Origin of the sequence: Variovorax sp. OK605 (genome assembly GCF_900115445.1) — a bacterium.
Taxonomy (GTDB): Bacteria; Pseudomonadota; Gammaproteobacteria; order Burkholderiales; family Burkholderiaceae_C; genus Variovorax.
This window is the reverse complement of the sequence record NZ_FOWL01000002.1, coordinates 607,921-631,771: the sequence shown is the minus strand read 5'-3', so window position 1 is coordinate 631,771 and position 23,851 is coordinate 607,921. Positions and strand designations below refer to the sequence as shown.

Here is a 23,851-nt window from a genome sequence, read left to right as displayed (position 1 = left end):
ACGAGGAGAAGAGGTTCCCATGCGCAACGACTCCGAAGAACAGCAACAGACGGAAAGCTGGTTCGCCGATCTCGCCCGCTTCAACGGCGGTCCGGACCAACCACCCCAGCCGCCCCCGCGCCGCATGCCCTTCGCCTGGTTCTGGCCGATCCTGGCGGGCGCGGCCATTGCGCTGGTGCTGCGCATCGTCTTCAGCGGCGGGCCCGGCCACCGCTTCTCGGCGATGCTCGGCTCCTTCGTGTACTTCGTGCCTGCGGTATGCGGCGCGGTCACGGTGTACATGGCCGAGCGCATCGAGCGGCGCAGCTGGGGCTACTACCTCTGGGCGCCGTGGGTGGCGACCGCGCTGTTCGTCATCGGCACGCTGGCGGTGTTCATCGAGGGGATCATCTGCGCCATCGTCATCGTGCCGCTGTTCGGGGTGATGGGCAGCGTCGGCGGCCTGGCGATGGGCATCGTGTGCCGCATCACCAACTGGCCCAGGCAGGCGGTCTACAGCTTCGCGCTGCTGCCGCTGGTGCTCGGCGCCATCGAGCCGCAGCTGCCCAACCCCGACCGGTTTTCCCACACCTCGCGCACGCTCTTCATTGCGGCGCCGGCCGAGCGCGTGTGGCACTCGCTGAACGAGGCGCGCGACATTCGTCCCAGCGAAGTCAGCGGCATGTGGGCGTACCGCATCGGCGTGCCGATGCCGGTGTCCGGCGTGACGGTCGACACGCCCGAAGGCCGCGTGCGCCAGGTGCAGTGGCAGAAGAACGTGCACTTCGAGGAAATCGTCACCGACTGGCAGCCCAACCGCCTGCTGAAGTGGCGCTACCGCTTCACGCCGGACTCGTTTCCCGCGGGGGCGCTGGACGACCACGTGATGATCGGCGGCCAGTATTTCGACCTGCGCGACACCACCTACACGCTGACCCCGCGCGACGGCGGCACCGACCTGCGCATCGACGTGTCGTGGCGCCTGAGCACGCGCTTCAACTGGTATGCCGACCGCGTGCTGCAGGCCTTGCTCGGCAACGGCTCGGAGAACATCCTGCGCTTCTACAAGGCGCGCAGCGAAGCCCCGGCCACGGCCACGGTCGCCGGATGACGCAGCCACCGGTCTTCCAGCAGGCACTCGGCCCCGCGTGGGAGCGCCTCGGCGAGGTCGTTCGCCGGCACTACGCGATGGCGCCGTTCTCCGACGACCAGGTGTGCGTTCGCGGCGTGATGAGCGAGGTCTGGCACGCGCCCTGGGCCACGCTGCTGATGCCCTTCGGCCGGCTCTTCGGCGCGCTGGTGCCGCACACCGGCAGCCACGTTCCGATCGAGGTGCACTACAGCTGCCGCCCGGCCAACGCGCACCTGTACTGGGACCGCGTGTTTCATTTCCCGGGCAGGCCGCTCTTTCACTTCCGCTCGCACATGGAGCACGAAGCGAGCAAGGGCGCCGAAGTGATCGAGTACGTGCGCCTGGGCATCGGCATGCGCCTGGCGGTGAGCGCCGAAGACGGCGCGCTGGTGTTCCGCGACCTGGGCTACGTGTGGCGCATTGCCGGGCTGCGCATTCCGCTGCCGCTGGGCCTGTTGCTGGGCACCGCCTACGTCGAGGAACGCCCCGACCCCGGCGACGCCGACCGCTTCACCATGCAGATGCGGCTGCGCCACCGCTGGTTCGGCGATGTGTTTCGCTACAGCGGGCGCTTTCACCTGCCCGCACGGTTGGGGCCACAATGAGCGCACCATGCCACGCCGCCCCGAAAACCTCTACGCCCAGTACCACGCCCACGTCTATTTCGCGCCCGACACCGTGGCGCAGGCGCGCACCCTCTGCGAACGCGCGGGCCACGAGCTGATGGTGGTGGTCGGCCGCGTGCACGAGCGGCTGGTGGGGCCGCATCCGCACTGGAGCTGCCAGCTCGCCTTCGACGCCGCCGAGTTCGACCAGGTCATCGGCTGGCTCGAGGCCAACCGCGACGGGCTCGACGTGTTCGTGCACGGCGTGACGGGCGACGGCTTTGCCGACCACACGGCGCATGCCATGTGGCTCGGCGAGGAAAGCGCGCTCGACCTGCGGATGTTCCGGCACTAGGCTTCCTTCGCGATGCCCTCCACCTCCTCGCCCTCCACGCCCTCCTCGCTCCCCGCGCCGTGCACCTTGAAGAAGGTCGCACCCTCCACCTTCTGGCCGATGGCCTTCTCGTAGGCCGCGCGCACATCCTCAGGCTGCCCCGCCTGCCCGAAGAAGTCCTTCAGGTACGGCCCCAGCAACGGGTGCGCGGCCAGCGCCTTGCGCGGCAGGCCGTTGAGCATCTCGTCTCTGCAGGCTGACGGCAGGAACACGTCGCGGTTCTTCTGCGCATCGCGGATCAGCCCCTTGGGTTCGTGCGCCGGGTCGGCCTGCATCGCCTCGATCTCCTCGAAGAAGCGGCGGCGCATCATCACGATGCCCTTGTCGCTCTGGCCCAGCTTCTCGCGCGTGCGGTCGGTGACGGCGCCCTGCCCCACCCACACCACGAAGTCCTGGTTGGCGACGTGGCTGGTGATCCAGCGGCCGGTCACCGGGTCCTTGATGGGGCCGTACCACGAGGGAATGCGCTCCTGCACATAGGGCTCCTGCTCGGCGGGCACGCGGCTGAGCACCCACAGCACGCTCAGCGTGTGGTGGTCGTCGATGGGCACGCGCCATTCGAAGTGGTGGCCCAGGAAGAAGCCGTTGGGCCACAGCGTGACGCGCCCGGTGGTCCACATCACGTTGTCTTCGTGCTCACCGTCGCGCAGGCGCTTGTAGACGAAGCCGTGCTCGAACTCCTCGAAGGCCAGCTTCAGGTGCGTGGGCACATAGGGCCCTTCCTCGCCCTGCAGGCGCGTGGTCCAGTTGTTGTGCGTCCACTCGAAGTGCACCGGGTCGATGGAGTTCTCCTGGCACTGGAACCAGTTGCACGGGATCTCCGCGAACACCGCCTGCGCGAAACCGTTCCTGTAGTTGAACAGCTCCCAGTCGGGCAGCAGCGGCGCGGGCTGCGGGCCCATATAGGCCCACAGCAGCCCGGCCTTCTCCTGCACCGGGTAGGCCTTGATCTTCGTGTTCTTGCGCATGCGCGCGCCGGGGTCCAGCGTTTCCTCGAAGGGCTGGTGAATGCACTGCCCGCTCGGGTCGTACTGCCAGCCGTGGTAGCTGCAGCGCAGGCCGCACTGCTCGACGTAGCCGTAGGACATGTCGGCATTGCGGTGCGGGCAACGCCGGTCGACCAGGCCGTAGTTGCCGCTCAGGTCCTTGTAGAGCACCAGGTCTTCGCCGAGGATGCGCAGCGGCTTCACGGCCTTGTCGTCGAATTCGCTCGCGCCGGCGATCGGGTGCCAGTAGCGGCGCAGGTAGTCGCCCATCGGCTTGCCCGGGCCCACTTCGGTCAGCAGGCGGTTCTTTTCTTCGCTCAACATGCATCGTCTCCTTGGGGGGTTTTCAATCGGCGCGAATGCCGAACTCGCGCACCAGCTTGCCGAAGCGCTGGTCGTCGTCTGCAATCTGCTGCGCCAGCACGGCGGGCGCGCCGCCCACGGGCTCGATACCGAGCGCGGCCATCTTGGCCTGCACGTCGGGCATGCGCAGGATCTCGTTGAAGTGCCGGTTGAGCGCCTGCACCACATCGCCCGGCATGGCCTTGGGGCCGAGCAGGCCCATCCACGCGCTCACGTCCATGTCCTTGTAGCCCAGCTCGATGAAGGTGGGCACGCCGGGCATCAGCCTCGTGCGCTGGCGTTCCGCCACGGCGAGCGGAATGAGCTTGCCCGCGGTGATGTGGCCGGCCACCGCGCCGGGCGTGATCCAGCCCACGCTGATGTGGCCGCCCAGCGCGTCATTCACCACCGGCGCCACGCCGCGGTACGGCGCGTGCGTGGCCGAGATGCCGGCGTCCTTGTTGAGCAGCTCGCCCGCGATGTGCATCGGCGAGCCCGCGCCGGGCGTGCCGTAGGTGACGGTCTTGCCGGCCTTGGCGCCGGCCACCAGCTGCGCCACGCTCTGGATGCCGGTGGCCGGCGCGGTCACCAGCAGCAGCGGGATGTTGCCGGTCTTCACGATGGGCGTGAAGTCCTTCACCACGTCGTGCGCCACGCCGGGGCCGGTCTTCAGCACGTGCTGTGCAATGGGAAAGGTGCTGGGCGTGAACAGCAGCGTGTAGCCGTCGGCGGGCGCCTTGGCGACCCACACGTTGCCGATCATGCCGCTCGCGCCGGGCCGGTTGTCGACCAGCACCGGCTGGCCGACGCGCTGCGAGAGCTTCTCGGCGTAGGTGCGCGCGATGGCGTCGGTGTCGCCGCCCGCGGGGTAGGCGACGACGATGGTGATCGGCTTCGAGGGCCAGGCCTGCGCCATGGCCGCTGTCGCGGCACAAAGCGAAAGAATGGCTCCTGCAGCGGCACGGGCCGCGTTTCGGTGGTGAAACATCATGCTCTTTTCCTTCAGTGGGGACGACGTTGGGGGTCGACCGCACTGTAGGAACGCAGCCGCGAAGCCAGAAGATATAGTTTCACCCAGTGAACCAAATCAGCCACCGCCTCAGGGAAAGCACATGCCGGACACCACGGGCGCGCAGAGCGTGAAATCCATCGATGCGCTGCGCCGCGGGCTCGACGTGATGCTCGCCGTGCAGCGCTCGTCGGCCGTGACGCTGCAGGAGCTGCACCGGCAGACGGGCCTGTCGAAGGCCACGCTGCTGCGCATCCTCAAGACGCTGCAGCAGGCCGGCTGGGTCGAGCGCAGCGAGCACGACAAGCGCTACGTGCCGGCCTCGGCCACCGGCCAGTCGGGGCCGGTGGCGGCGTGGCGCACGCGCCTGTCGGCAATGGCGGCGGCCTCGCGCGCCACCTTGCAGCGCGTGGTGCCCTGGCCCATCGACCTGGGCGTGCGCGACGGCACGGCCATGCTGATCCTCGACACCGACCGGCCGCGCAACGGCCTGGCCGTGAACTACCGCGCGCTGGGCTTTCGCCCGCCGATGCTGCTGTCGTCGCTGGGGCGCTGCTACCTCTCGTTCTGCCCGGAAGAAGAGCGGCGCGGAATTCTCGCGGCGCTGGCGCGTTCGCCCAACGACTTCGACCGCAGCGCGCGGCGGCCCGAGAACATCCGGCGCATGGTGGCGCATGCGCGCGACCTCGGCTACGTGGTGCGCGACCCCACCGCGACCAGCCTGGATTCGCCCGACCGCTTCGGCGCGATGTCGGTGCCGCTGCGGCACGCAGGCCTCGTGGTGGGCTGCCTCAGCTGTGCGTGGCTGCCCGCGGTGAAGAGCGAGCGCGAGATCGTCGCGGCGCACCTGGGCGACCTGCAGCAGGCCGCCCAGAACATCGAGCGCAAGCTGGCACAGGCCGGCTTCGAGCCGCCGCCCGCGAGCGCATGAAACCGAAACACGCGGGGTTCAGAACTCCGCGTCGAGCTCGTCGATCTCGTCGGGTTCCTGCTTGGCGGCAGTGACCCATTCCTTCATGGCCGGCAGCTCCATCACGCGCTTGCAGTAGGCCGCGCACGCGCTGTCGAGCGCCACGTCGTAGCTCAGGAAGCGCGTGACCACCGGCGCATACATCGCGTCGGCCATGCCCGGCTGCTTGCCGAACAGGAAGGGCCCGCCGTAGGCCTTCAGGCATTCGCGCCAGATGGCGACGATGCGGTCGATGTCGGCCTGCGCGCGCGACCACACCTTGAAGTTCTTGAAGTGGGCCTTGATGTTCATCGGCAGGGCGCCGCGCATCGAGCCGAAGCCCGAGTGCATCTCGCCGCAGATGGCGCGGCAGTGGGCGCGCGCGGCCACGTCGTCGGGCAGCAGGCCGGCCTTGGGCTTGATCTCGTTGAGGTACTCGCCGATGGCCATGGTGTCCCACACCTTCACGCCGCCGTGCTGCAGCGAGGGCACCAGCATGGAGGACGACAGCAGCAGCATCTCGGCCTTCATGGCCGGATCGTCGGGCGGGATGATCTTCTCGCTGAAGTCCAGCCCGGCCAGCCTGCACATCAGCCAGCCGCGCAGCGACCACGCGCCGTAGTTCTTGCTGCTGATGGTGAGAACGGGTTTGGCCATCGGGTCGCTCCTTGTGGGTAACCCGGTGCGTGCAAGCGCCATGCCATCCGGCTGGCCCGCAACTTGCCTGCTGCAACGTCATGCTGTACCGGGCCTACCAGAACCAAGCCGACCTGCTCTCTCCGGCGCGGCTCGCGGCGCAATACCTGGGCAAGGCCCTGTGGCAGGACGGCACCGAGCGCACCATGGTGCGGCGCATGGCCGCCCAGTTCGAGGTGTTCTCGCGCATGCGGCTCACGCACACGCGGCCCGACTACGGCATCGCCAGCGTGCCGGTCGACGGCGTCGAGGTGGCCGTGCACGAGGAAAAAACCCTCGTCTCGCCCTTCGGCACGCTGCTGCATTTCCGCAAGGACACCGATGCGGTGCACCCGCCCGTGCTGCTGGCCGCACCACTCTCGGGCCATTTCGCCACGCTGCTGCGCGAAACCGTGCGTACCCTGCTGCGCGACCACGACGTGTACCTGACCGACTGGCACAACGCGCGCGACGTGCCGCTGTGGGAGGGCAAGTTCGGCCTGGACGACTACACACTGCAGCTCATCGAGTTCCTGGAGGCCGTGGGCCCCGGCGTGCACATGGTGGCGGTGTGCCAGCCCTGCGTGGCCGCGCTGGCCGCCACCGCGCTCATGGCCGAAGACGACAACCCCGCCACGCCGCGCAGCCTGACGCTCATGGCCGGCCCGGTCGATTGCCGCATCAACCCGACGGGGGTGAACGTGCTGGCCACCAGCAAGCCCATCGACTGGTTCCGCCGCAACCTCATCAGCCACGTGCCGTGGCCGCACGCGGGCATGATGCGCCGCGTGTACCCCGGCTTCCTGCAGCTCACGGCCTTCATGAGCATGAACCCCGAGCGGCACAAGAAGCAGTTCCAGGACATGGTCACGCACCTGGTCGAAGGCGACCTCGAGAAGGCCCGCACCATCGGCACCTTCTACGACGAGTACCTGGCCGTGAACGACCTGCCGGCCGAGTTCTACCTGGAAACGGTGGAGCGCGTGTTCCAGACCTACGACCTGCCGCGCGGCGTGCTCACCGTGGGCGAGCGCACCGTGAACCCCGGGGCCATCCGCCGCACCGCGCTGCTGACGGTGGAAGGCGAGCGCGACGACATCTGCGCCGTGGGCCAGACGGTGGCGGCGCAAGACCTGTGCACCGGCATCCGGCCCTACCTCAAGGCGCACCACCTGCAGGCCGGCGTGGGGCACTACGGGGTGTTCAGCGGCAGCAAGTGGAACGCGCAGATCTACCCGCGCGTGCGCGAAACCATCCACGCGGCGGCCGAGCTGCACGGCTGATCAAGGCCCGTCAATCCGGCAAGGGTCGTGAGGCCTTTGTTTGCCTTGGCGCGCAAGGCTTCCTACACTCCGGCCCCATGCAACGCCAGGCTTTCATCCGCAGAACATCGCGCGCAGTCTTCACTGCGCGGATGGCTGCAGGGTCGCACCAGACCCTCGCAGACCTCTGAGCCCGGCGGTCAGCCTCCCCCCTCTCTTTTTCTCAGCATTTCATCGACCGCCGGGCCCAAGCCCCGCGCGGTAGCGCGCCCGCTCGGGCACGCCGCGCTTTCCCCAGCTGATTCCCTCGCTTGCCGCCGCCCGTCGCTTCGCCGCGACCGGGGCGGTGGCCGGCTTTGCCATGCGGAAAGAACCCTGATGAACATCCAATCGATCCTGGCGGTGACGGACCTGTCGGCCCAAGGCCGTCGCACGGTCGTGCGCGCGGCTTCCATCGCGGCGGCGCACGGCGCGCTGCTGAAGCTCATGTACGCACCGGCCGCCTTCGCTGGCGCTGCGGGTGCCGATGCCGATGCCGCGCAAGGCCTCGGCGCGTTGTGCGTCGAGGTGGCCGAGCGCTTCGGCATCCTCGTCAAGAAGATCGACGACACCGGCGGGCGCCTCGAGAGCGCCGCGCAGGAGGCGCGGTGGTGCGACCTCGTGGTGATCGGCGGCGAGCCCGACCGCCGCGTGGCGGCCTTCTTCCACGGCCAGCCCGCCGAACAGCTGCTGCGCGCCGCGCAGCGCCCGGTGCTGGTGACGCGGCTCGATGCGCGGGAGAGCGGCTACAGCCGCATCCTCGTGGCGGTCGACCTCATGAACGAATCGCGGCCGCTGGTCGACCTGGCCTGCGCCTTCGACAGCGCGGCCGAGATCGAGCTGTTCCACGCCTTCACGGCCATGCACGAAGGCAAGCTGCGCTATGCCGACGTGTCGGCGCACATCATCGACGCCTACCGCCACGCCTGCGCCCGCCATGCGCGCGAACGCATGCTGTGGCTGTCCGACCCGTCGAGCGCGCGGCGCAACCGCGTGGTGTCGTCGATCGGCCGGGGCGACCCGGCGCGCCAGGCGGCCGTGCAGCAGCAGTACACCAACGCCGACCTGCTGGTGGTTGGCAAGCGCAAGCGCTCGGCGCTCATGGACTTCCTGTTCGGCAGCGTGGCGCTGCGCGCGCTGCGATGGTCCACGGGCGACGTGCTGGTGGTGCCGCATGGCGCGCTCGCCGAATGGCAGGGGCGCCGTGCGGCGGCGCTGGCACCATGACGTCGGTGATGACGTCGGTGATGACGTCGGTGATGGCGCACGGCATGGCGCCGGCAGCGCCCTTCTCCTTTGCGGCGCTGCCCCGCTGGCTGCTTCGCCCGGCCGAGCTGCGCATCGACGTCGATCCCCGCAAGGCCAGGCCCGCCGACACGCTCCTGCCGGTGCACGAGCGCATGCGCGCAATGGACGACCGGCTGCAGCAGATGCCGCACTTCGTGCTCGACGACCCCGGCCTGCGCGCGCGCTACCGCGAGGCCGACGGCGAGCTGTACGTGTACATCGAGGACGTGCGCCGCGGCTGCCTGGTGGGCTACACCGTGTTCAACCGGCTCATCGAGCTCGACCGCCGGGCCGACCGCCACATCCGCGCGCCGCATTCGCAGTACGACCCGGCCTACCAGCGGCGCGGGCTGGCGTCGGCCGTCTACCGCTGGGCGCTGGACCAGGGCATCTGCCTCATGAGCGGCGCGCGCCAGTCGCCCGGCGCGCATGCGCTGTGGCAGAGCCTGTCGCGCCAGCACGAGGCGGGCTTTGTCGACCTGCGCCACAAGCGGCTGAGCTACCTCGGGCGCGAGGTGGCGGCCGCCACGCTGGCCGAGCTGCACACCCGCATGTTCCTGCTCGGCGACGGCTGGACGCTGGCGCGCTTCAGGCGCGATGTGCGCATGGACTGAAGCTGTCAGCGCCGCGCCCGCGTGCCCTTGCTGCTGACGCGCCGCACCTTCGCCTCGCCGATCTCGCCGGCCTCGCTTGCTTCCCTCGCTCGAGGCAATTTTTCGCGCAGGAACGCGATGAGCTCCTGCGCCACCACGTTGCGCATCGGCCCCGGCAGGTAGGCCAGCACCACGCGGCGCTCGACGCGCGGCTTCAGCAGCGGCAGCACCACCAGCTCGGGGTCGCGCAGCGACGAGGTGTACAGGCGCGGCATGAGCCCCAGCGCCTGGCCGCTGCGCACCAGCGCGTAGAGCGTTTCCGAATAGCTCACGCGGTACGGCTCGGCGCCCTGCGCGAACTGCGCGCGCGCCGGGTTGCCCAGCGCGGGCATGCTGCCGCTTTCGAACAGCACCAGCCGCTCCTTGCCGATGGCCTCCCAGCTGGCGTCGCCGGCCGCGGCCAGCGCGTGGTCGCGCCGCACCACCAGCACCAGCGGATCGCGGAACAGGTCGATGCAGGCCAGCCCGCCCGGCGGCTCGGTGATGGCGGCCACCGCCATGTCGATCTGCCCGCTGCGCAGCTCGGCCAGCAGCGTGTTCGACGGCGCGTCGCGCCAGGCCAGCTCCACGTCGCGCCGGCCGCTCCCGAGGAACTCGCCGGCCGCGGCCGCCACCCGCGCGGCGGCCGAGGGAATGACGCCGATGCGCACGAAGGCCCGCCCGCGCTGCACGATGCTCTCGATGTCGCGCAGCGCCACCTCGAAGGTGTTGACCAGGAAGTCGGTGCGTGCCAGCACCTCGGCGCCCACCGGCGTGAGCTCCAGCCGGTGGGTGGAGCGCGTGAGCAGCTCGGCGCCGAGCAACTTCTCCATCTGCTTGATGGCATTGCTCAGCGCCGGCTGCGTGATGGCCAGCCGCCGCGCCGCGCGGCCGAACTGGCCTTCTTCCACCAGCACCGAGAAGAACTGCAGCTGGCGCAGGGTGAGCGCACGCAGGGGCAAGGCGGCCATGGGCAACTCCCGGTTGGGTTCGGTCAGGTTGGTTATTGATTCAGTGAATCAAATTATAGAAATTCAAAATTTTCCTTATGGGAAGGTGCTCACTAGACTGCGCGCATGAACAGCCCCACGAGCCCTTCGGCGAACCACACGCCCGCGCCAGTGTTCACGCTGGAAGCGATGCTGCGCGCGATCCCCAAGGTCGAGCTGCACTGCCACCTGTTCGGCACGGTGCGCCACGAGACCTTCAAGCAACTCAACCTGCGCGCCGGTGCGCCGCTGGCGGCCGACGAGATCGAAGGCTTCTACACGCGGGGCGAAAAGCCGGTCGGCGTGCTGCGCGTGCTGCGCGCGCTCGACGCCCAGCTGGTGCGCAGCGCCGGCGACCTGTACCAGCTGACGCTCGAATACCTGCAGGACGCGGCCTCGCACAACGTGCGCCATGCCGAGTTCTTCTGGAACCCGACCGGCACGGTGCACGGCTCGGGCATTGCGTACCCGTTGGCGCAGAGCGCCATCGTCCGCGCGATCCACGACGCGCAGAAGGAGTTCGGCATCGCCGGGCGCCTGATCGCTGCCATCGACCGCGAGGCCAGCGCCGAGGCGGCCGTGGAGATGGTCGAGTGGGTCAAGGCGCATCGCTGCGACGAGGTGATCGGCATCGGCATCGACTACCGCGAGAACGACCGCCCGCCGGAACTGTTCACGCAGGCCTATGCCAACGCGAAGAAGGCCGGCCTGAAGACCACCGCGCATGCCGGCGAGTTCGGCATGCCCTGGACCAACGTGCGCACCGCGCTCGACGTGCTGCAGGTCGACCGCATCGACCACGGCTACACGGTGGTCGACCAGCCCGACTACGCGCGCGAGTGCGCCGAGCGCGGCGTGCTGTTCACCGTGGTGCCCACCAACTCGTACTACCTGCGCACCCTGCCGCCCGAGCGCTGGGCGCTGGACCACCCGATTCGCCGCATGCCCGGCCTGGGCCTGCGCATCCACCCCAACACCGACGACCCGACGCTGCACAAGGTCACGCCCACGCAGGCCTGGCTGATGATGGTGCGCGACTTCGGCTTCGGCCTGGACGACCTGCGCGGCTTCATGCACAACGGCCTCGACGGCGCATGGATCGACGACACCCAGCGCCGCGAATGGCGCACGCAATGGAGCGATGCCTTCGATTCCCTGCGCGCGCGCCTGCCCGAAGACCCCGCCCCTTCCCAAGATCACCAAGGATGAACCCCGCCATGCACACGCCCCGCCGCCTGCTTCTTTCCACCGCAGCCGCCGCACTCTGCGCGGCACTGCCTTCGGTGACCCTCGCGCAGGCGTGGCCCGCGGCCAAGCCCATCACGCTGATCGTGCCGTACACCGCCGGCGGCAGCGTGGACGTCAACGCGCGGCTGGTGGCGCAGCGTCTCGGCGAGCGGCTCAAGCAGTCGGTGGTGATCGAGAACGTGAGCGGCGCGGGCGGCGCCATCGGCGTGGCCAAGGCGGTGAACGCCACGCCCGACGGTTACACGCTGGTGGTGGGGCCCGACAGCGCCATCGCCATCGGCAAGCTGGTCAACCCGACGGCCTTCCGCTTCGATCCGCTGAAGGACCTGGCGCCGGTCGGCCTGCTGAACACCGCGCCCATGGTGCTGGTGGCGCGCCCCGGCCTGGAGGCGCAAACCTTCCCCGACTTCGTGAAGCTCGCCAAGGCCAGGCCCGGCAAGTACAACTACGCCACCTCGGGCGTGGGCACGGTGCTGCAACTGGCCATGGAACTGCTGAAGGAGCGCAGCGGCATCTTCGTGACGCACGTGCCCTACCGCGGCGGCGCGCAGATTGCCACCGACGTGATCGGCGACCAGGTCGACCTGGCGATGCTGGTGAGCACCAGCGCCATTCCGCATGTGAACGGCAAGCGCCTGAAGGCGCTGGGCATCACCAGCAGCAAGCGGCTGCCTTCGCTGCCCAACGTGCCGACCTTCGACGAGATGCCGGGCCTGAAGGGTTTCGACATGGTGAGCTGGACCGGCATCTTCGCGCCCGCGAAGACGCCGCCGGCCGTGGTCGCGCAGATCAACCAGGAACTGAATGCGGTGCTGCAGGAGGAAGGCGTGCGCTCCAAGCTGATGGAGCAAGGCGCGCTGCCGGGCAGCGGCACGCCGGAATCGTTCTCGAAGTTCGTTCAGGCCGAATACGCACGCAACCAGAAGATCGTGCAGACCGCGAACATCAAGGAGTAGCCAGGCTCGCCCCAGGCTGCGCGCACTTCGCATCGCTTCGTGCCGCTTCGCCAGCCCCTGCCGGGGGCGACACCCGAGGCCCGAGGCCCGAGGCCCGGCAGAGCCCGTTCCTCGGCGTCTCTCGGTGTCTGGGTGCTCTTGCATGAGGCCGGGCCTTGCGCCCGGCCGTCTCGGCTCAGCCGGTGCTGCTCTCGTCTTCCGCCGGCCAGTCGCGGATGTAGGCCTTGAGCATCTTGTTCTCGAAGTTCTGGCTGTCCACCACGGCCTTGGCCACGTCGTAGAAGCTGATCACGCCCATGAGCATGCGCTTGTCCATCACGGGCATGTAGCGCGCGTGGCGCTCCAGCATGATGCGGCGGATCTCGTCGAGGTCGGTTTCCAGCGTGCAGGTGACGGGGGCGTCGTCCATGGCCTTGCGCACGAGCGTGGTGCCGATCTGGCCGCCGTTGTTGACGACGGCGACGATCACCTCGCGGAAGGTGAGCATGCCGACGAGGTCGCCGTGTTCCATGACCACCAGCGAACCGATGTCCTTTTCCGCCATGGTGTTGGCGGCCTCTGCCAGCTGGTCGTCTGGCGTGATGGTGAAGAGCGTATTGCCCTTGACGCGAAGGATGTCGCTGACTTTCATCGTGTGCTCCTCTCGGGACTCAATCTCGGCTCGCTGTGAGCAATCTCTGGGCTATGTCTGAAGCGGTGTCGGCGGGGTGCCTTTTTTGAATATAGCCCACAATCGACGCCGACCTGCACGCCCCTGTCGCGCACGCATGATTTGCAGACGTAACGGGGCATTGCGAAGCGACCCAAGAGACAACCGAGAAAATTGAGAAAGGCCCCAATGCCCGGATATTCCGACCCCGGTTTCGACACCCTCGCGCTGCACGCCGGCGCCTCGCCCGACCCCGCCACCGGCGCGCGGGCGGTGCCGATCCACCTGACCACGTCCTTCGTCTTCGAGTCGAGCGACCACGCCGCGGCACTGTTCAACCTGGAGCGCGCCGGCCACGTGTATTCGCGCATCAGCAACCCGACCAACGCGGTGCTGGAGCAACGCGTGTCGGCGCTCGAAGGCGGCATCGGCGCCATCGCCACCGCCAGCGGCCAGGCCGCGCTGCACCTGTCGGTGGCCACGCTGATGGGCGCGGGCTCGCACATCGTGGCCAGCACAGCCCTGTACGGCGGCTCGCAGAACCTGCTGCACTACACGATGCGCCGCTTCGGCATCGAGACCACCTTCGTGAAGCCCGGCGACCTCGACGGCTGGCGCGCCGCGGTGCGCCCCGAGACCAAGCTGTTCTTCGGCGAGACGGTGGGCAACCCCGGCCTGGACGTGCTCGACATTCCCGCCGTGAGCGACATCGCGCACGAAGCCGGCGTGCCGCTGCTGGTCGACTCGACCCTCACCTCGCCCTACCTGATCAAGCCCTTCGACTGGGGCGCCGACCTGGTCTACCACTCGGCCACCAAGTTCCTGTCGGGCCACGGCACCGTGATCGGCGGCATCGTGGTGGACGGCGGCAGCTTCGACTGGGAGAAGTCGGGCAAGTTCGCCGAACTGACGCAGGCCTACGACGGCTTCCACAACATGGTGTTCAGCGAGGAAAGCACGGTCGGCGCGTTCCTGCTGCGCGCGCGCCGCGAAGGCCTGCGCGACTTCGGCGCGTCGATGAGCCCGCACACGGCCTGGCTGATCCTGCAGGGCATCGAGACGCTGCCGCTGCGCATGGAGCGCCACATCGACAACACGCAGAAGGTGGTCGAGTTCCTGGCCACGCACCCCTTCGTGTCGCGCGTGGGGCATCCGCTGATCGAGTCGCACCCGAGCCATGCGCTCGCGCAGAAGCTGCTGCGCCACGGCGCGCGCGGCGCGGGCGCGGTGTTCAGCTTCGACATCAAGGGCAGCCGCGCGCAGGGCAAGGCCTTCATCGAGACGCTCAAGCTGTTCAGCCACCTGGCCAACGTGGGCGACTGCCGCAGCCTGGTGATCCACCCGGCCAGCACCACGCACTTCCGCATGACCGACGAGGCGCTGGCGGGCGCGGGCATCTCGCAGGGCACGATTCGCCTGTCGATCGGCCTGGAAGACCCGGCCGACCTGATCGACGACCTGAAGCGCGCCCTGAAGGCCGCGGAAAAGGCGGGTGCCTGAGATGAACTACAGCGTCAACGGCCACACCACCTACTGCTACACCGGCGGCAAGACCTTCGATGCGGCCAAGCCCACGGTCGTGTTCATCCACGGCGTGCTGAACGACCACAGCGTGTGGATCTTGCAGAGCCGCTGGTTCGCCAACCACGGCTGGAACGTGCTCGCGGTCGACCTGCCCGGCCACTGCAAGAGCGCCGGCGCGCCACCGGCCAGCGTGGAAGAGGCGGCGCAGTTCGTCATTGCGCTGCTCGACGCGGTGGGCGTGCACAAGGCCGCGCTGGTCGGCCACAGCTTCGGCTCGCTGATTGCGCTGGAAGCCGCGGCGCGCGCGCCGGACCGCATCACGCAGCTCGCGATGGTCGGCACCGCCTACCCGATGGTGGTGTCGCCCGCGCTGCTCGAAAGCTCGGTGAGCGACCCGCAGCGCGCGATTGCCATGGTCAACACCTTCTCGCACTCGCTGCTGGCGCCGCCGCCCTCCTCGCTCGGCCCGGGCACCTGGCTCTACGGCAGCTCGCGCGCGCTGATGCGCCGCGTGCTGGCGAGCAACCGCGAGGCCAACGTGTTCCACATCGGCTTCAAGGCCTGCAACGACTACGCCAACGGCGAAGGCGCGATGGAAAAGGTGCAGTGCCCCGTGCTGTTCCTGCTGGGCGACGCCGACCAGATGACGCCGCCGCGCGCCACCAAGGCGCTGGTGGCCAAGGCGCGCAACGCCAAGGTGGTGACGGTGCACGCCGGCCACGCGCTGATGAGCGAGGCGCCCGACGAGGTGCTGTTCGCGCTGCGCGACTTCATGACCTTGTGAGTGCCCGGGCCCCAAGAGGCCCTGGCTTTCAGTCCAGCGAGATGCCGGCCCGATCGGCCTCGACGCGGTAGCGCGAGATCTCGCGCTCCGCCTCCTGGCGAAAGGCCGCCGCGCCGACCGCCACGGGCTCCATGCCCTGCGCGCGCAAGGCCGACTGCACACCGGCGTCGCTCGCGGCCACCGCCACGGCACGTGAGAGCCTGTCGAGCACGGGTGGCGGCGTGCCGGCCGGCGCGGCCAGAGCGAACCAGGCCTCGAAAGTGGCCTCGCGCAGCCCGTGCTCGGCCAGCGTGCGCACCTCGGGGAAGACACGCGAGCGCTCGCTGCCCAGCACCGCGATCGCGCGCATCCTGCCGGCCTGCACCTGCGGCGCGAGCGCCCCGGCCACCTCGATGCCCAGGTCGACCTCGCGGTTGGCCAGGGCCACCACGAGCTGGCCGGTGCTGCGGTACGGAACGTCCTGCAGGCGCACGCCCGCGGCCGTCGCGAGCATCTCGCCGGCCAGGTGGGGACCCGAGCCGGGGCCGAAGGTGCCGTAGCGGATGCGCCCGGGGTGCGCCCTGGCGGCCGCGATCACCTCGCACAGCGAGTGCCAAGGCGCCTTCTGCCCCACCACCAGCGCGAGCGAGGTGCGCGCGACGATGGCAATGGGTGCCAGGTCGCGCGACGGGTCGTACGGCAGCTGCTTGCGCAGCGCGGGGTTGATGCTGAAGCTGGTGGAGGCGGACAGCAGCAGCGTGTGGCCGTCGGGCACGGCGCGCACGACCGACTGCGTGCCGATGACGGTGGCCGCGCCGGGCTTGTTCTCCACCACGATCGGCTGGCCGAACTGCGCCGACAGGCTTTGCGCGAAGGCACGGGCCACCATGTCGCTGCCGCCGCCGGCCGAAAAGGGAACCACGATGCGGATCGGCCGCTGCGGCCAGGTGTCGTTCACCGGGGCCTGCGCACGGGCCTGGGCCTGCGCGTGGGCGCCCGGCGCCGCGCAGGCGCCCAGGACCAGCAGGCTGGCCAGCAAGCAAAGAAGATTTGCCCGCGGACGCAACTCAGCCCAGCGCGTTGATGTCCGCCGGGTCGAGCACCACTTTCGGCGCGCCCTTGCGCGCCACGGCCAGCATCGCGCGGCCGAGCTTCTCGGTGGTCGTCACCCTGTGGGGCCACCACCGGTAGGCCAGCCCCAGCACCGGCTTGAGCACGACGATGGCCGCGTCGTACAGCGGGGTCTTGGAGCGCACGCCGTGCAGCGGCTGGATCATGCCGGGGCGGAACATGTAGGCCGCCTTGAACGGCAGGCGCAGCAAGGCGTTCTCGGTGGCGCCCTTCACGCGTGCCCACATGCTGGCGCCGCGCTCGCTGCTGTCGGTGCCGGCGCCCGTCACGTAGGTGAAGGTCATGCCGGGGTTGAGCCGCGCGAGCACGGTGGCCGCGGCCAGCGTCAGGTCGTACGTGATGCGCTTGTACTCGGGCTCCTTCATGCCGACGGACGACACGCCCAGGCAGAAGAAGCAGGCGTCGAAGCCCTGCAGCTGCGGCTCGATGGCGCTGTAGTCGTACATGTCCTTGTGCACCAGGTCGCGCAGCTTCGCGTGCTGCTGCCCCGTGGGGTTGCGGCCGACCGCGACCACGCTCTGCACATCGGGCGCCAGCAGGCACTCGCGCAGCACGCCCTGGCCCACCATGCCGGTGGCGCCAAAAATCAGGATTTTCATGAAGGTTCCGGTCAGACCGCGAAGACGGTCGGCTTCTTGTCGAGCACCGCCAGCAGCAGATCGACGTCGAGGCTCGACGGCTTGGGCGGCTGCAGCGCACCGAGCATGCGCGAGAGGGTTTCCGCATGCGGCAGCAGCGGGCCGAGGAAGCGGGTGCCCTCGGCGCCCGCCACCAGCAAGGTGGGGAAGGTCTCGACGTCGAAGGCGTCGGCGATGTCGGCGTGGTCCTCGATGTCGACCCAGGCGAAGCGCAGCTGCGGATGCGCGCGCGCCACCTGCTCGAGCAGCGGCCGGTAGTCGCGGCAGGTGCCGCACCATTCGGCGCACAGGCACACGACCCACAGCGCGTCGCTGGCGGGCCCGGCCGATTCGGTGGTACTCAGGAGTGCGCTCAAGGTCGATGCGTCGAAGGTGGGAAGGAAGGGCCGGATGGTGCCATCGGGACGTCGTGGCTATTATGGCCAAGCCCTCCTGAAAGGGCACAGGAGGCTCGCACCATGAACACCACGACCGCCCCAGGATCTGCAGTCGATCCGCGACGTTTCAAGAGCTTTGCGGAGTTCTATCCGTTCTACCTGACCGAGCACGCCAACCGCACCTGCCGCCGGCTGCACTTCGCGGGCTCGACGCTGTCGCTGCTGTGCCTGGTGGCGCTGGTGGTCACGCTCAACCCGTGGTGGCTGCTGGCCGGGCTGGTGGCGGGCTACGGCTTCGCCTGGGTCGGGCACTTCGGGTTCGAGAAGAACAAGCCGGCCTCGTTCAAGCGGCCGCTGTACTCGTTCATGGGCGACTGGACGATGTACCGCGACATCTGGCTCGGCCGGGTGAAGATCTAGCCGCCGCCCGCTCATTCGCTCCTAGATCAATAGCACGTCACCCAGGCGCAGCGTGCGCAACGGGCCTTTTTGCCAGAGGTCTTCGAGCGGCTCGGCCCGCGGCATCATCAGTTCCTTGAGCAGCGGCTCGATCGAGGTCGACGGGTCGGCGAGCAGCACGTAGCGCGGGTCCTCGTTGGCGGGCTCTTCGGCCAGCGGCCCGATCCAGTCGAGCGCCACCAGCGTCTCGAGCACCGGCGCCAGCTGCAGCGCGTCGACCCGCATGCGCGTCACCAGTTCGGTCGCGCCCATGCCCTTGGCCGGCGTGGCCTGCGCGCGGGCCAGGTGCTGCAGCGTTTCCATGGCCAGCTGCAGCGGCCAGCCCGCCGCGCCGCCGCGCCGCGCCACGCCCGTCAGCAGGCTCGGCAGGTAGGCCGCAATCACCGCGCCGAGCAGCACGATCACCCAGGCCACGTAGATCCAGACCAGCAATATCGGGAAGGTGGCGAACGCGCCGTACAGCACCGAATAGGTCGGCACCAGGCTCAGGTAGTAGCCCAGCACGCGCTTGGCGATCTCGATGGCCGCCGCCACGAAGATGCCGCCGGCCCAGGCATGCGACCAGCGCACGTTGGTGTTGGGCACGTAGTGGTACAGCGACGCCATGCCCACCGCCAGCAGCGCGAACTCGAAGGTGTCGAAGAACAGCTTCACCATGCCGCGCCCCACCACGTCGCTGGTGGCCGAGACCACGTACGAGGTGGTCGACAGGCTCACCGCCAGGATCACCGGCCCCAGCGTGATGGCTGCCCAATAGATGAGCACCCGCTGCGCGAAGGGCCGCGGCGTGCGCACGCGCCAGATGTTGTTGAGCGTCTTGTCGATCGTGAGGATCAGCGCAATGGCCGTGATCACCAGCACGACCAGGCCCGCAATGCCCAGCCCGCTGGCCTTGCTCGCGAACTGGTTGAGGTAGCCCAGCACCTGGCGCGAGATGTTCTCGGGAATCAGGCTCTCGATGAGCCAGCGTTGCAGGCGGCCCTGCATCTTGGCGAACATCGGGAACACCGTGAACAGCGCCAGCGCCACGGTGAAGAACGGCACCATCGCAATGGTCGTGGTGAAGGTCAGGCTGCTGGCCGTGAGGCCGAGCTTGTCTTCGCGAAAACGCTCGCCCAGCACCGCTGCGGTGTTGCGCCACGGAAAGCGCGAAAGATCCCTCCAAAGCTGCCGACGATTCATGGCCGGTATCATGCCATCCGCTCTTTTCGTCGCGCCCGGCACCGACCGCCGGGCGCGCCTCTCTTTCCTCGCTGTCCACTCCCCACCGTGCCCGACACTCCTCTCCCGCCCTCCTCCGTACGCGCGACCCGCTGGGCCGCCGTGGGCAGCGTGCTCGGCCTCATCGTGCTGGGCCTGGCCTGGGAGTTGTGGCTGGCGCCGCTGCGCCCCGGCGGCTCGCTGCTGGCGCTGAAGGTGCTGCCGCTGGTCATTCCGCTGGCGGGCCTGTGGAAGAACCGCATGTACACCTACCGCTGGGTCAGCCTGATGGTCTGGCTCTATTTCACCGAGGGCGTGGTGCGCGCCTGGAGCGACATCAACCGCACGGGCCAGGCGCTCGCGCTGGTCGAGGTGCTGCTGTGCCTCGTGCTCTTCGCCGCCTGCGCATGGCATGTGCGGCTGCGCCTGCGCCATGCCAAGGCGGCCGCGGCCACCGCTGCCGCGGCCCGACAACTGGAGGCTTCTGCCCAATGACCACTTCTTCCGACCTGATCGACCAACTGCGCGCCATCGTCGGCGCCGCGCACGTACTGAACGAGGGTGACCTCACGGCCTACGAGCAGGACTGGCGCAAGCGCGCGCGCGGCAAGTCGCTGGCCGTGGTCCGCCCCGGCACCACGCAGCAGGTGGCCGACGTGGTCAAGGCCTGTGCCGCTGCCGGCACGGCCGTCGTTCCGCAGGGCGGCAACACCGGCCTGGCGGTCGGCTCGATTCCGGACGAGAGCGGCACGCAGGTGGTGCTGAGCCTGCAGCGCCTGAACACGGTGCGCACCATCGACGGCGCCAACCTCACCATGACGGTGGAGGCCGGCTGCATCCTGCAGACGCTGCAGGAGACGGCAGAGAAAGCCGGCTTCCTGTTCCCGCTGAGCCTGGCGGCCGAAGGCAGCTGCACCATCGGCGGCAACCTGGCCACCAACGCGGGCGGCACGCAGGTGGTTCGCTACGGCAACACGCGCGAGCTTTGCCTGGGGCTGGAAGTGGTCACGCCGCAGGGCGAGATCTGGGAAGGCACCAGCGGCCTGCGCAAGGACAACACCGGCTATGACCTGCGCGACCTGGTCATCGGCAGCGAAGGCACGCTGGGCGTCATCACCGCGGCGACCATGAAGCTCTACCCGCTGCCCGCCGCGCAACTCACCGCCTGGGCCGCCGTGCCCTCGCTCGACCATGCGGTGACGCTGCTGGGCCTGGCGCACAAGCACCTGGGCTCGGGCCTCACCGGCTTCGAGGTGATGGGCAAGTTCGCGCTGAGCCTGGTCGACAAGCACATGCCGCAGCTGCGCGTGCCCTTCATCAAGGACGAGGCGGTGCCGTACTGCGTGCTGCTGGAGAACTCCGACAACGAGTCCGAGGACCACGCCCGCGCGCGCTTCGAGGCGCTGCTGGAAACCGCCTTCGAGGACGGCTGCGTGACCGACGCGGTGGTGGCAGAGAACCTCACGCAGGCGCACCAGCTGTGGCACATCCGCGAGAGCATTCCGCTCGCGCAGGCCGAGGAAGGTCTGAACATCAAGCACGACATCTCGATTCCCGTGTCGCGCATTCCGGCTTTCGTGGAAGAGACCGATGCGCTGCTCAGGCGCGAGATCGACGGCGTGCGCCTCGTGAACTTCGGCCACCTGGGCGACGGCAACCTGCACTACAACGTGCAGGCGCCGGAGAACATCGACACCAAGGCCTTCCTGAAGAACGAGGAAGAGCGCATCAACACGCTGGTGTACGACGCGGTCGAGAAGTTCGGCGGCTCGTTCTCCGCCGAGCACGGCGTGGGTTCGCTGAAGGTCGACAAGCTCGAGAAGCACAAGTCGCCGGTGGCGCTGGAGATGATGCGGGCGATCAAGCGCGGGCTGGACCCGAAGAACATCCTGAACCCGGGCCGGGTGATCCGCGTCTAGCGCGCGGGGTCGCGGGGTATTTCTCCCTCCCCTTCCGGGGGAGGGTCGGGGTGGGGGCACGGCGGCCTCGACCCATTCATTGCGCTCGTTGGGTGCTGCCCCCATCCCCCCCCTTCCCCCAAAGGGGGAAGGAGCAAGGCAAGACGCTCAGGCCGGAAAGTCTTCGCCGCGCAGCTCGATCGGCTGCCCATGCGGCGTGCGATCCGCCGCGTGGTCCCAGGCATGCCGATAGCGCGCGAGTTCGTCGTGCGAGCTCGCGCCCTTGCGGGCCACCAGCGTCTCCAGCGCCGCAAGCCAATGCCGGTAATAGGTCTCGCCCGTGTCCGGGTCGCCCGCGGCCTGCGCCATCGTGATCTGCGCGGCCAGCGTCTCGGCCCATTCGGGCCAGGTGAACAGGCCGCGCTCATGCAACGCGAGCGTCATCGCGAAGGCCTGCGCCTCCCACGGCGCGCTGAACACGGGCCCGTCGGCATCGCGCGGCATGCCGGGTGCGAGGGGCATGCGATCGCCCGTCATGCGGTGGCCTCCAGGTAGCTTTCCCACGCATCGACAGACACCGACAGGTTCTGCCGCGGCGCGGTGTCGCCCCACAGCTCGGCCTCGTCGAACGCCACCGTGTAGAGCCACTGCGGCTGCTCGCCGAGCCCCTGTGCATTCGCGTCGGCGAACACGTGGGCGCCATGCAGATGCACGACGGTGCCGCGCTTGCCCTGCACGTAGCCGGGCAGCCGCGTGTGATGGTCGACCTTGCCGAGGTGCATGCGCACCTGCTGGCCGAGAGTGAAGCGCGCCGGCGCCGGTTCGGGTCGTTCCGTGGGCGAGCCCTTCGCGAGCACGGCGGGCACGTTGGCCGCCTGCAGCACGCGGGCCACGGGCGCGGCCGGGTGGTGCATCTCGCCATCGGCGATCTCGTCGGGAAAGATCTGGCCGCGCTGCAGCATCAGCTGCTCGAGCGCGCCGAGCCAGATCTGGTAGTAGCTCAGGTCGCGGTAGTCGGGCAGCGTCTCGCGCACGGCGCGGCTCGCATCGATGTTCCACGAGCCGGTCGCGCCCATGGCCAGCACGAGCGCCAGCGCGCGCGGCTCCCAGCCGGCATGGAAGAGCTCGCCCTCGGCCTCCGGCACGACCTTGCCGAAGCCCGGCTGGCCGCCGAGGTCGGCCTGCGTGTCGTAGCTCATGCCGGGCTCCCCTGTGGCACCGGTGCGTCCACCAGCCGCGTGCCGATCATCGAATCGCGCGAGACCAGCGCGGCGAGCTCGTCTTCGCCCAGCCCTTCGGTGCCCGCGGGCCGCTGCGCAATCACGAGGTAGCGCACCTCGGCGGTCGAGTCCCAGACGCGGATGCGCGTGGCCTCGGGCAGCGTCACGCCGAAGTCGGCGAGCACGCCGCGCGGGTCTTTCACCACGCGCGAGCGGTACGGCGCGCTCTTGTACCAGGTGGGCGGCAGGCCCAGCACCGGCCACGGGTAGCAGCTGCACAAGGTGCAGACCACCATGTGGTGCAGGTCGCCGGTGTTTTCCACCGCCACCATGTGTTCGCCCTGGCGGCCCGTGTAGCCCAGCGAGGCGATGGCCGCCGTGGCATCGGCCAGCAGCCATTCGCGAAAGGCCGGGTCGACCCAGGCCCGCGCCACCACGCGCGCGCCGTTGCGCGGGCCGATGCGGGTCTGGTAGGTGTCGATCAGCGTGTCGAGCGCGGCGGGGTCGATGTAGCCCTTCTGCGTGAGCACGGTTTCGAGCGCGCGCACGCGCAGGTCCATCTCGCCGAGCGCGCCGTGGTCGTCCGGATGCGCGTGGGAATGGTCGTGGGAGTGGTCATGACCGGTCATCGGCCGATGCTAGCGCCGGACCGTAAAATTCCCAACATGACCTCGCCCGCCCGCCCCACCCGCTCCCAGTACGAAGACTTCATGCGCCACGTCGACACGCACGGCGTGTTCAAGAGCGACCGCACGGGCACCGGCACCAAGAGCGTGTTCGGCCACCAGATGCGCTTCGACCTGAACGAGGGCTTCCCGCTGGTCACCACGAAGAAGGTGCACCTGAAGTCCATCATCCAGGAACTGCTGTGGTTCCTGACAGGCTCCAGCAACAACAACTGGCTGAAGGAGCGCGGCGTGTCCATCTGGGACGAATGGGCCCGCGAAGACGGCGACCTGGGCCCGGTGTACGGCGTGCAATGGCGCAGCTGGCCCACGCCCGACGGCGGCCACATCGACCAGATTGCCGACGTCATCAAGACGCTGAAGAGCAACCCCGACTCGCGCCGCATCATCGTGAGCGCATGGAACGTGGCCGAGCTGTCGAAGATGGCGCTCATGCCCTGCCACGCGTTCTTCCAGTTCTACGTGGCACCGCCGCAGGCCGAGGGCGAGCGCGGCAAGCTCAGCTGCCAGCTCTACCAGCGCAGCGCCGACATCTTCCTGGGCGTGCCCTTCAACATCGCCAGCTACGCGCTGCTCACGCACATGGTGGCGCAGCAGTGCGAGCTCGACGTGGGCGACTTCATCTGGACCGGCGGCGACTGCCACATCTACAGCAACCACGCCGAGCAGGTGGCGCTGCAACTGAGCCGCACGCCCTACCCGTACCCCACGCTGAACATCAAGCGCAAGCCGGCGTCGATCTTCGACTACCAGTACGAAGACTTCGAGGTGCTCGACTACCGGCACCACGACCCGATCAAGGCGCCCGTGGCGGTTTGAGCC

The 23,851-nt window shown here is 69.1% G+C and carries 27 protein-coding genes; 15 read left to right on the top strand and 12 right to left on the bottom strand.

Annotation, left to right across the window (positions count from 1 at the left end):
- The first annotated feature begins 19 nt into the window (after positions 1-19).
- From BM013_RS07350 to BM013_RS07340, 3 genes are read left to right on the top strand one after another with little or no spacing between them, the layout of a single operon-like run.
- The gene (locus BM013_RS07350) at positions 20-1,090 is read left to right on the top strand and encodes an SRPBCC family protein (protein WP_256219792.1); all 1,071 of its coding nucleotides are present in this window, start codon (positions 20-22) and stop codon (positions 1,088-1,090) included.
- Positions 1,087-1,716 (top strand): DUF4166 domain-containing protein, encoded by a 630-nt coding sequence (locus BM013_RS07345; RefSeq protein ID WP_093124700.1) that lies wholly within the window; start codon positions 1,087-1,089, stop codon positions 1,714-1,716. The genes BM013_RS07350 and BM013_RS07345 overlap by 4 nt, the downstream gene beginning before the upstream one ends.
- A 7-nt stretch (positions 1,717-1,723) precedes the next feature.
- A complete protein-coding gene (locus BM013_RS07340; RefSeq protein ID WP_093124697.1) occupies positions 1,724-2,071 on the top strand; it encodes a DOPA 4,5-dioxygenase family protein in 348 nt (115 codons plus the stop codon).
- On the opposite strand, the gene BM013_RS07335 is transcribed toward BM013_RS07340, so the two are convergent.
- Together BM013_RS07335 and BM013_RS07330 are read right to left on the bottom strand one after the other, a co-directional pair.
- The gene (locus BM013_RS07335; protein ID WP_093124695.1) at positions 2,068-3,420 is read right to left on the bottom strand and encodes an aromatic ring-hydroxylating oxygenase subunit alpha; all 1,353 of its coding nucleotides are present in this window, start codon (positions 3,418-3,420) and stop codon (positions 2,068-2,070) included. The two genes, BM013_RS07340 and BM013_RS07335, sit on opposite strands and share 4 nt — an antisense overlap.
- Before the next feature lie 22 nt (positions 3,421-3,442).
- A complete protein-coding gene (locus BM013_RS07330; protein WP_093124693.1) occupies positions 3,443-4,429 on the bottom strand; it encodes a tripartite tricarboxylate transporter substrate binding protein in 987 nt (328 codons plus the stop codon).
- Between the two features lie 121 nt (positions 4,430-4,550).
- Between BM013_RS07330 and BM013_RS07325 the strand changes: the two genes are divergently transcribed.
- Entirely contained in the window at positions 4,551-5,378 is an 828-nt protein-coding gene (locus tag BM013_RS07325) for a helix-turn-helix domain-containing protein (RefSeq protein ID WP_093124690.1), read from the top strand.
- Between the two features lie 18 nt (positions 5,379-5,396).
- Here the strand turns inward: BM013_RS07325 and BM013_RS07320 are convergent, their stop codons facing one another.
- Positions 5,397-6,053 (bottom strand): glutathione S-transferase, encoded by a 657-nt coding sequence (locus BM013_RS07320; protein WP_093124687.1) that lies wholly within the window; start codon positions 6,051-6,053, stop codon positions 5,397-5,399.
- Positions 6,054-6,133: 80 nt separating this feature from the next.
- On the opposite strand from BM013_RS07320, the gene BM013_RS07315 reads away from it, so the two are divergent.
- The 3 genes from BM013_RS07315 to BM013_RS07305 all read left to right on the top strand — a co-directional run bounded on the left by BM013_RS07315 (position 6,134) and on the right by BM013_RS07305 (position 9,273).
- Positions 6,134-7,354: a polyhydroxyalkanoate depolymerase gene (locus BM013_RS07315; protein WP_093124684.1), complete on the top strand. Its 1,221-nt coding sequence runs from the start codon at positions 6,134-6,136 to the stop codon at positions 7,352-7,354.
- A 357-nt stretch (positions 7,355-7,711) separates the two neighbouring features.
- Positions 7,712-8,599: a universal stress protein gene (locus BM013_RS07310; protein ID WP_093124682.1), complete on the top strand. Its 888-nt coding sequence runs from the start codon at positions 7,712-7,714 to the stop codon at positions 8,597-8,599.
- A gap of 44 nt (positions 8,600-8,643) precedes the next feature.
- Positions 8,644-9,273 carry an N-acetyltransferase gene (locus BM013_RS07305; RefSeq protein ID WP_093125219.1) on the top strand — a complete coding sequence of 210 codons (630 nt, stop codon included), beginning with the start codon at positions 8,644-8,646 and terminating at the stop codon, positions 9,271-9,273.
- Between the two features lie 5 nt (positions 9,274-9,278).
- Here BM013_RS07305 and BM013_RS07300 read toward each other — a convergent pair whose 3' ends face one another.
- On the bottom strand, positions 9,279-10,262 hold the full coding sequence (locus tag BM013_RS07300; RefSeq protein WP_093124681.1) for a LysR family transcriptional regulator: 984 nt from the start codon (positions 10,260-10,262) through the stop codon (positions 9,279-9,281).
- A 105-nt stretch (positions 10,263-10,367) separates the two neighbouring features.
- On the opposite strand from BM013_RS07300, the gene BM013_RS07295 reads away from it, so the two are divergent.
- Both BM013_RS07295 and BM013_RS07290 read left to right on the top strand, forming a co-directional pair.
- Positions 10,368-11,489 carry an adenosine deaminase family protein gene (locus tag BM013_RS07295; protein WP_093124678.1) on the top strand — a complete coding sequence of 374 codons (1,122 nt, stop codon included), beginning with the start codon at positions 10,368-10,370 and terminating at the stop codon, positions 11,487-11,489.
- 8 nt (positions 11,490-11,497) lie between these two features.
- Positions 11,498-12,484 carry a Bug family tripartite tricarboxylate transporter substrate binding protein gene (locus BM013_RS07290; RefSeq protein ID WP_093125217.1) on the top strand — a complete coding sequence of 329 codons (987 nt, stop codon included), beginning with the start codon at positions 11,498-11,500 and terminating at the stop codon, positions 12,482-12,484.
- A gap of 175 nt (positions 12,485-12,659) precedes the next feature.
- Here the strand turns inward: BM013_RS07290 and BM013_RS07285 are convergent, their stop codons facing one another.
- A complete protein-coding gene (locus tag BM013_RS07285) occupies positions 12,660-13,115 on the bottom strand; it encodes a CBS domain-containing protein (RefSeq protein WP_093124676.1) in 456 nt (151 codons plus the stop codon).
- Between the two features lie 207 nt (positions 13,116-13,322).
- On the opposite strand from BM013_RS07285, the gene BM013_RS07280 reads away from it, so the two are divergent.
- Together BM013_RS07280 and BM013_RS07275 are read left to right on the top strand one after the other, a co-directional pair.
- Entirely contained in the window at positions 13,323-14,633 is a 1,311-nt protein-coding gene (locus tag BM013_RS07280; protein ID WP_093124673.1) for an O-acetylhomoserine aminocarboxypropyltransferase, read from the top strand.
- A gap of 1 nt (position 14,634) precedes the next feature.
- Positions 14,635-15,441: an alpha/beta fold hydrolase gene (locus tag BM013_RS07275; RefSeq protein ID WP_093124670.1), complete on the top strand. Its 807-nt coding sequence runs from the start codon at positions 14,635-14,637 to the stop codon at positions 15,439-15,441.
- Between the two features lie 28 nt (positions 15,442-15,469).
- On the opposite strand, the gene BM013_RS07270 is transcribed toward BM013_RS07275, so the two are convergent.
- Genes BM013_RS07270 through BM013_RS07260 form a run of 3 tightly spaced genes read right to left on the bottom strand, consistent with a single transcriptional unit; the run spans position 15,470 to position 17,545 of the window.
- Positions 15,470-16,459, bottom strand: coding sequence for a Bug family tripartite tricarboxylate transporter substrate binding protein (locus tag BM013_RS07270; RefSeq protein ID WP_256221410.1), 990 nt, complete (start codon positions 16,457-16,459; stop codon positions 15,470-15,472).
- A gap of 28 nt (positions 16,460-16,487) precedes the next feature.
- Positions 16,488-17,150 (bottom strand): NAD-dependent epimerase/dehydratase family protein, encoded by a 663-nt coding sequence (locus BM013_RS07265; RefSeq protein WP_093124667.1) that lies wholly within the window; start codon positions 17,148-17,150, stop codon positions 16,488-16,490.
- 11 nt (positions 17,151-17,161) lie between these two features.
- Positions 17,162-17,545: a thioredoxin family protein gene (locus BM013_RS07260; protein ID WP_093124665.1), complete on the bottom strand. Its 384-nt coding sequence runs from the start codon at positions 17,543-17,545 to the stop codon at positions 17,162-17,164.
- A gap of 102 nt (positions 17,546-17,647) precedes the next feature.
- On the opposite strand from BM013_RS07260, the gene BM013_RS07255 reads away from it, so the two are divergent.
- Entirely contained in the window at positions 17,648-17,986 is a 339-nt protein-coding gene (locus BM013_RS07255) for an Mpo1-like protein (protein WP_093124663.1), read from the top strand.
- 21 nt (positions 17,987-18,007) lie between these two features.
- On the opposite strand, the gene BM013_RS07250 is transcribed toward BM013_RS07255, so the two are convergent.
- On the bottom strand, positions 18,008-19,219 hold the full coding sequence (locus BM013_RS07250) for a YihY family inner membrane protein (RefSeq protein ID WP_093124660.1): 1,212 nt from the start codon (positions 19,217-19,219) through the stop codon (positions 18,008-18,010).
- Positions 19,220-19,294: 75 nt separating this feature from the next.
- On the opposite strand from BM013_RS07250, the gene BM013_RS07245 reads away from it, so the two are divergent.
- Together BM013_RS07245 and BM013_RS07240 are read left to right on the top strand one after the other, a co-directional pair.
- Positions 19,295-19,720 carry a DUF2069 domain-containing protein gene (locus BM013_RS07245; protein WP_093124657.1) on the top strand — a complete coding sequence of 142 codons (426 nt, stop codon included), beginning with the start codon at positions 19,295-19,297 and terminating at the stop codon, positions 19,718-19,720.
- Positions 19,717-21,144, top strand: coding sequence for an FAD-binding oxidoreductase (locus tag BM013_RS07240; RefSeq protein WP_093124654.1), 1,428 nt, complete (start codon positions 19,717-19,719; stop codon positions 21,142-21,144). Before BM013_RS07245 ends, BM013_RS07240 begins: the two co-directional genes overlap by 4 nt.
- Before the next feature lie 147 nt (positions 21,145-21,291).
- Here BM013_RS07240 and BM013_RS07235 read toward each other — a convergent pair whose 3' ends face one another.
- Genes BM013_RS07235 through nthA form a run of 3 tightly spaced genes read right to left on the bottom strand, consistent with a single transcriptional unit; the run spans position 21,292 to position 22,972 of the window.
- Positions 21,292-21,660: a nitrile hydratase accessory protein gene (locus BM013_RS07235; protein ID WP_093124651.1), complete on the bottom strand. Its 369-nt coding sequence runs from the start codon at positions 21,658-21,660 to the stop codon at positions 21,292-21,294.
- Positions 21,657-22,322: a nitrile hydratase subunit beta gene (gene nthB, locus BM013_RS07230; protein WP_093124648.1), complete on the bottom strand. Its 666-nt coding sequence runs from the start codon at positions 22,320-22,322 to the stop codon at positions 21,657-21,659. Before nthB ends, BM013_RS07235 begins: the two co-directional genes overlap by 4 nt.
- Positions 22,319-22,972, bottom strand: coding sequence for a nitrile hydratase subunit alpha (gene nthA / locus BM013_RS07225; RefSeq protein WP_093124644.1), 654 nt, complete (start codon positions 22,970-22,972; stop codon positions 22,319-22,321). The genes nthB and nthA overlap by 4 nt, the downstream gene beginning before the upstream one ends.
- 36 nt (positions 22,973-23,008) lie before the next feature.
- Here nthA and BM013_RS07220 point away from each other — a divergent pair, with 36 nt between their 5' ends.
- Positions 23,009-23,848 (top strand): thymidylate synthase, encoded by an 840-nt coding sequence (locus BM013_RS07220; protein WP_093124641.1) that lies wholly within the window; start codon positions 23,009-23,011, stop codon positions 23,846-23,848.
- Positions 23,849-23,851 lie beyond the last annotated feature (3 nt).

Coding starts and splice junctions, on each gene's coding strand:
- BM013_RS07350 (WP_256219792.1), top strand. CDS start 20: ATGCGCAACGACTCCGAAGAACAGCAACAGACGGAAAGCTGGTTCGCC.
- BM013_RS07345 (WP_093124700.1), top strand. CDS start 1,087: ATGACGCAGCCACCGGTCTTCCAGCAGGCACTCGGCCCCGCGTGGGAG.
- BM013_RS07340 (WP_093124697.1), top strand. CDS start 1,724: ATGCCACGCCGCCCCGAAAACCTCTACGCCCAGTACCACGCCCACGTC.
- BM013_RS07335 (WP_093124695.1), bottom strand. CDS start 3,420: ATGTTGAGCGAAGAAAAGAACCGCCTGCTGACCGAAGTGGGCCCGGGC.
- BM013_RS07330 (WP_093124693.1), bottom strand. CDS start 4,429: ATGATGTTTCACCACCGAAACGCGGCCCGTGCCGCTGCAGGAGCCATT.
- BM013_RS07325 (WP_093124690.1), top strand. CDS start 4,551: ATGCCGGACACCACGGGCGCGCAGAGCGTGAAATCCATCGATGCGCTG.
- BM013_RS07320 (WP_093124687.1), bottom strand. CDS start 6,053: ATGGCCAAACCCGTTCTCACCATCAGCAGCAAGAACTACGGCGCGTGG.
- BM013_RS07315 (WP_093124684.1), top strand. CDS start 6,134: ATGCTGTACCGGGCCTACCAGAACCAAGCCGACCTGCTCTCTCCGGCG.
- BM013_RS07310 (WP_093124682.1), top strand. CDS start 7,712: ATGAACATCCAATCGATCCTGGCGGTGACGGACCTGTCGGCCCAAGGC.
- BM013_RS07305 (WP_093125219.1), top strand. CDS start 8,644: ATGGCGCCGGCAGCGCCCTTCTCCTTTGCGGCGCTGCCCCGCTGGCTG.
- BM013_RS07300 (WP_093124681.1), bottom strand. CDS start 10,262: ATGGCCGCCTTGCCCCTGCGTGCGCTCACCCTGCGCCAGCTGCAGTTC.
- BM013_RS07295 (WP_093124678.1), top strand. CDS start 10,368: ATGAACAGCCCCACGAGCCCTTCGGCGAACCACACGCCCGCGCCAGTG.
- BM013_RS07290 (WP_093125217.1), top strand. CDS start 11,498: ATGCACACGCCCCGCCGCCTGCTTCTTTCCACCGCAGCCGCCGCACTC.
- BM013_RS07285 (WP_093124676.1), bottom strand. CDS start 13,115: ATGAAAGTCAGCGACATCCTTCGCGTCAAGGGCAATACGCTCTTCACC.
- BM013_RS07280 (WP_093124673.1), top strand. CDS start 13,323: ATGCCCGGATATTCCGACCCCGGTTTCGACACCCTCGCGCTGCACGCC.
- BM013_RS07275 (WP_093124670.1), top strand. CDS start 14,635: ATGAACTACAGCGTCAACGGCCACACCACCTACTGCTACACCGGCGGC.
- BM013_RS07265 (WP_093124667.1), bottom strand. CDS start 17,150: ATGAAAATCCTGATTTTTGGCGCCACCGGCATGGTGGGCCAGGGCGTG.
- BM013_RS07255 (WP_093124663.1), top strand. CDS start 17,648: ATGAACACCACGACCGCCCCAGGATCTGCAGTCGATCCGCGACGTTTC.
- BM013_RS07250 (WP_093124660.1), bottom strand. CDS start 19,219: ATGATACCGGCCATGAATCGTCGGCAGCTTTGGAGGGATCTTTCGCGC.
- BM013_RS07240 (WP_093124654.1), top strand. CDS start 19,717: ATGACCACTTCTTCCGACCTGATCGACCAACTGCGCGCCATCGTCGGC.
- BM013_RS07235 (WP_093124651.1), bottom strand. CDS start 21,660: ATGACGGGCGATCGCATGCCCCTCGCACCCGGCATGCCGCGCGATGCC.
- nthB (WP_093124648.1), bottom strand. CDS start 22,322: ATGAGCTACGACACGCAGGCCGACCTCGGCGGCCAGCCGGGCTTCGGC.
- nthA (WP_093124644.1), bottom strand. CDS start 22,972: ATGACCGGTCATGACCACTCCCACGACCATTCCCACGCGCATCCGGAC.
- BM013_RS07220 (WP_093124641.1), top strand. CDS start 23,009: ATGACCTCGCCCGCCCGCCCCACCCGCTCCCAGTACGAAGACTTCATG.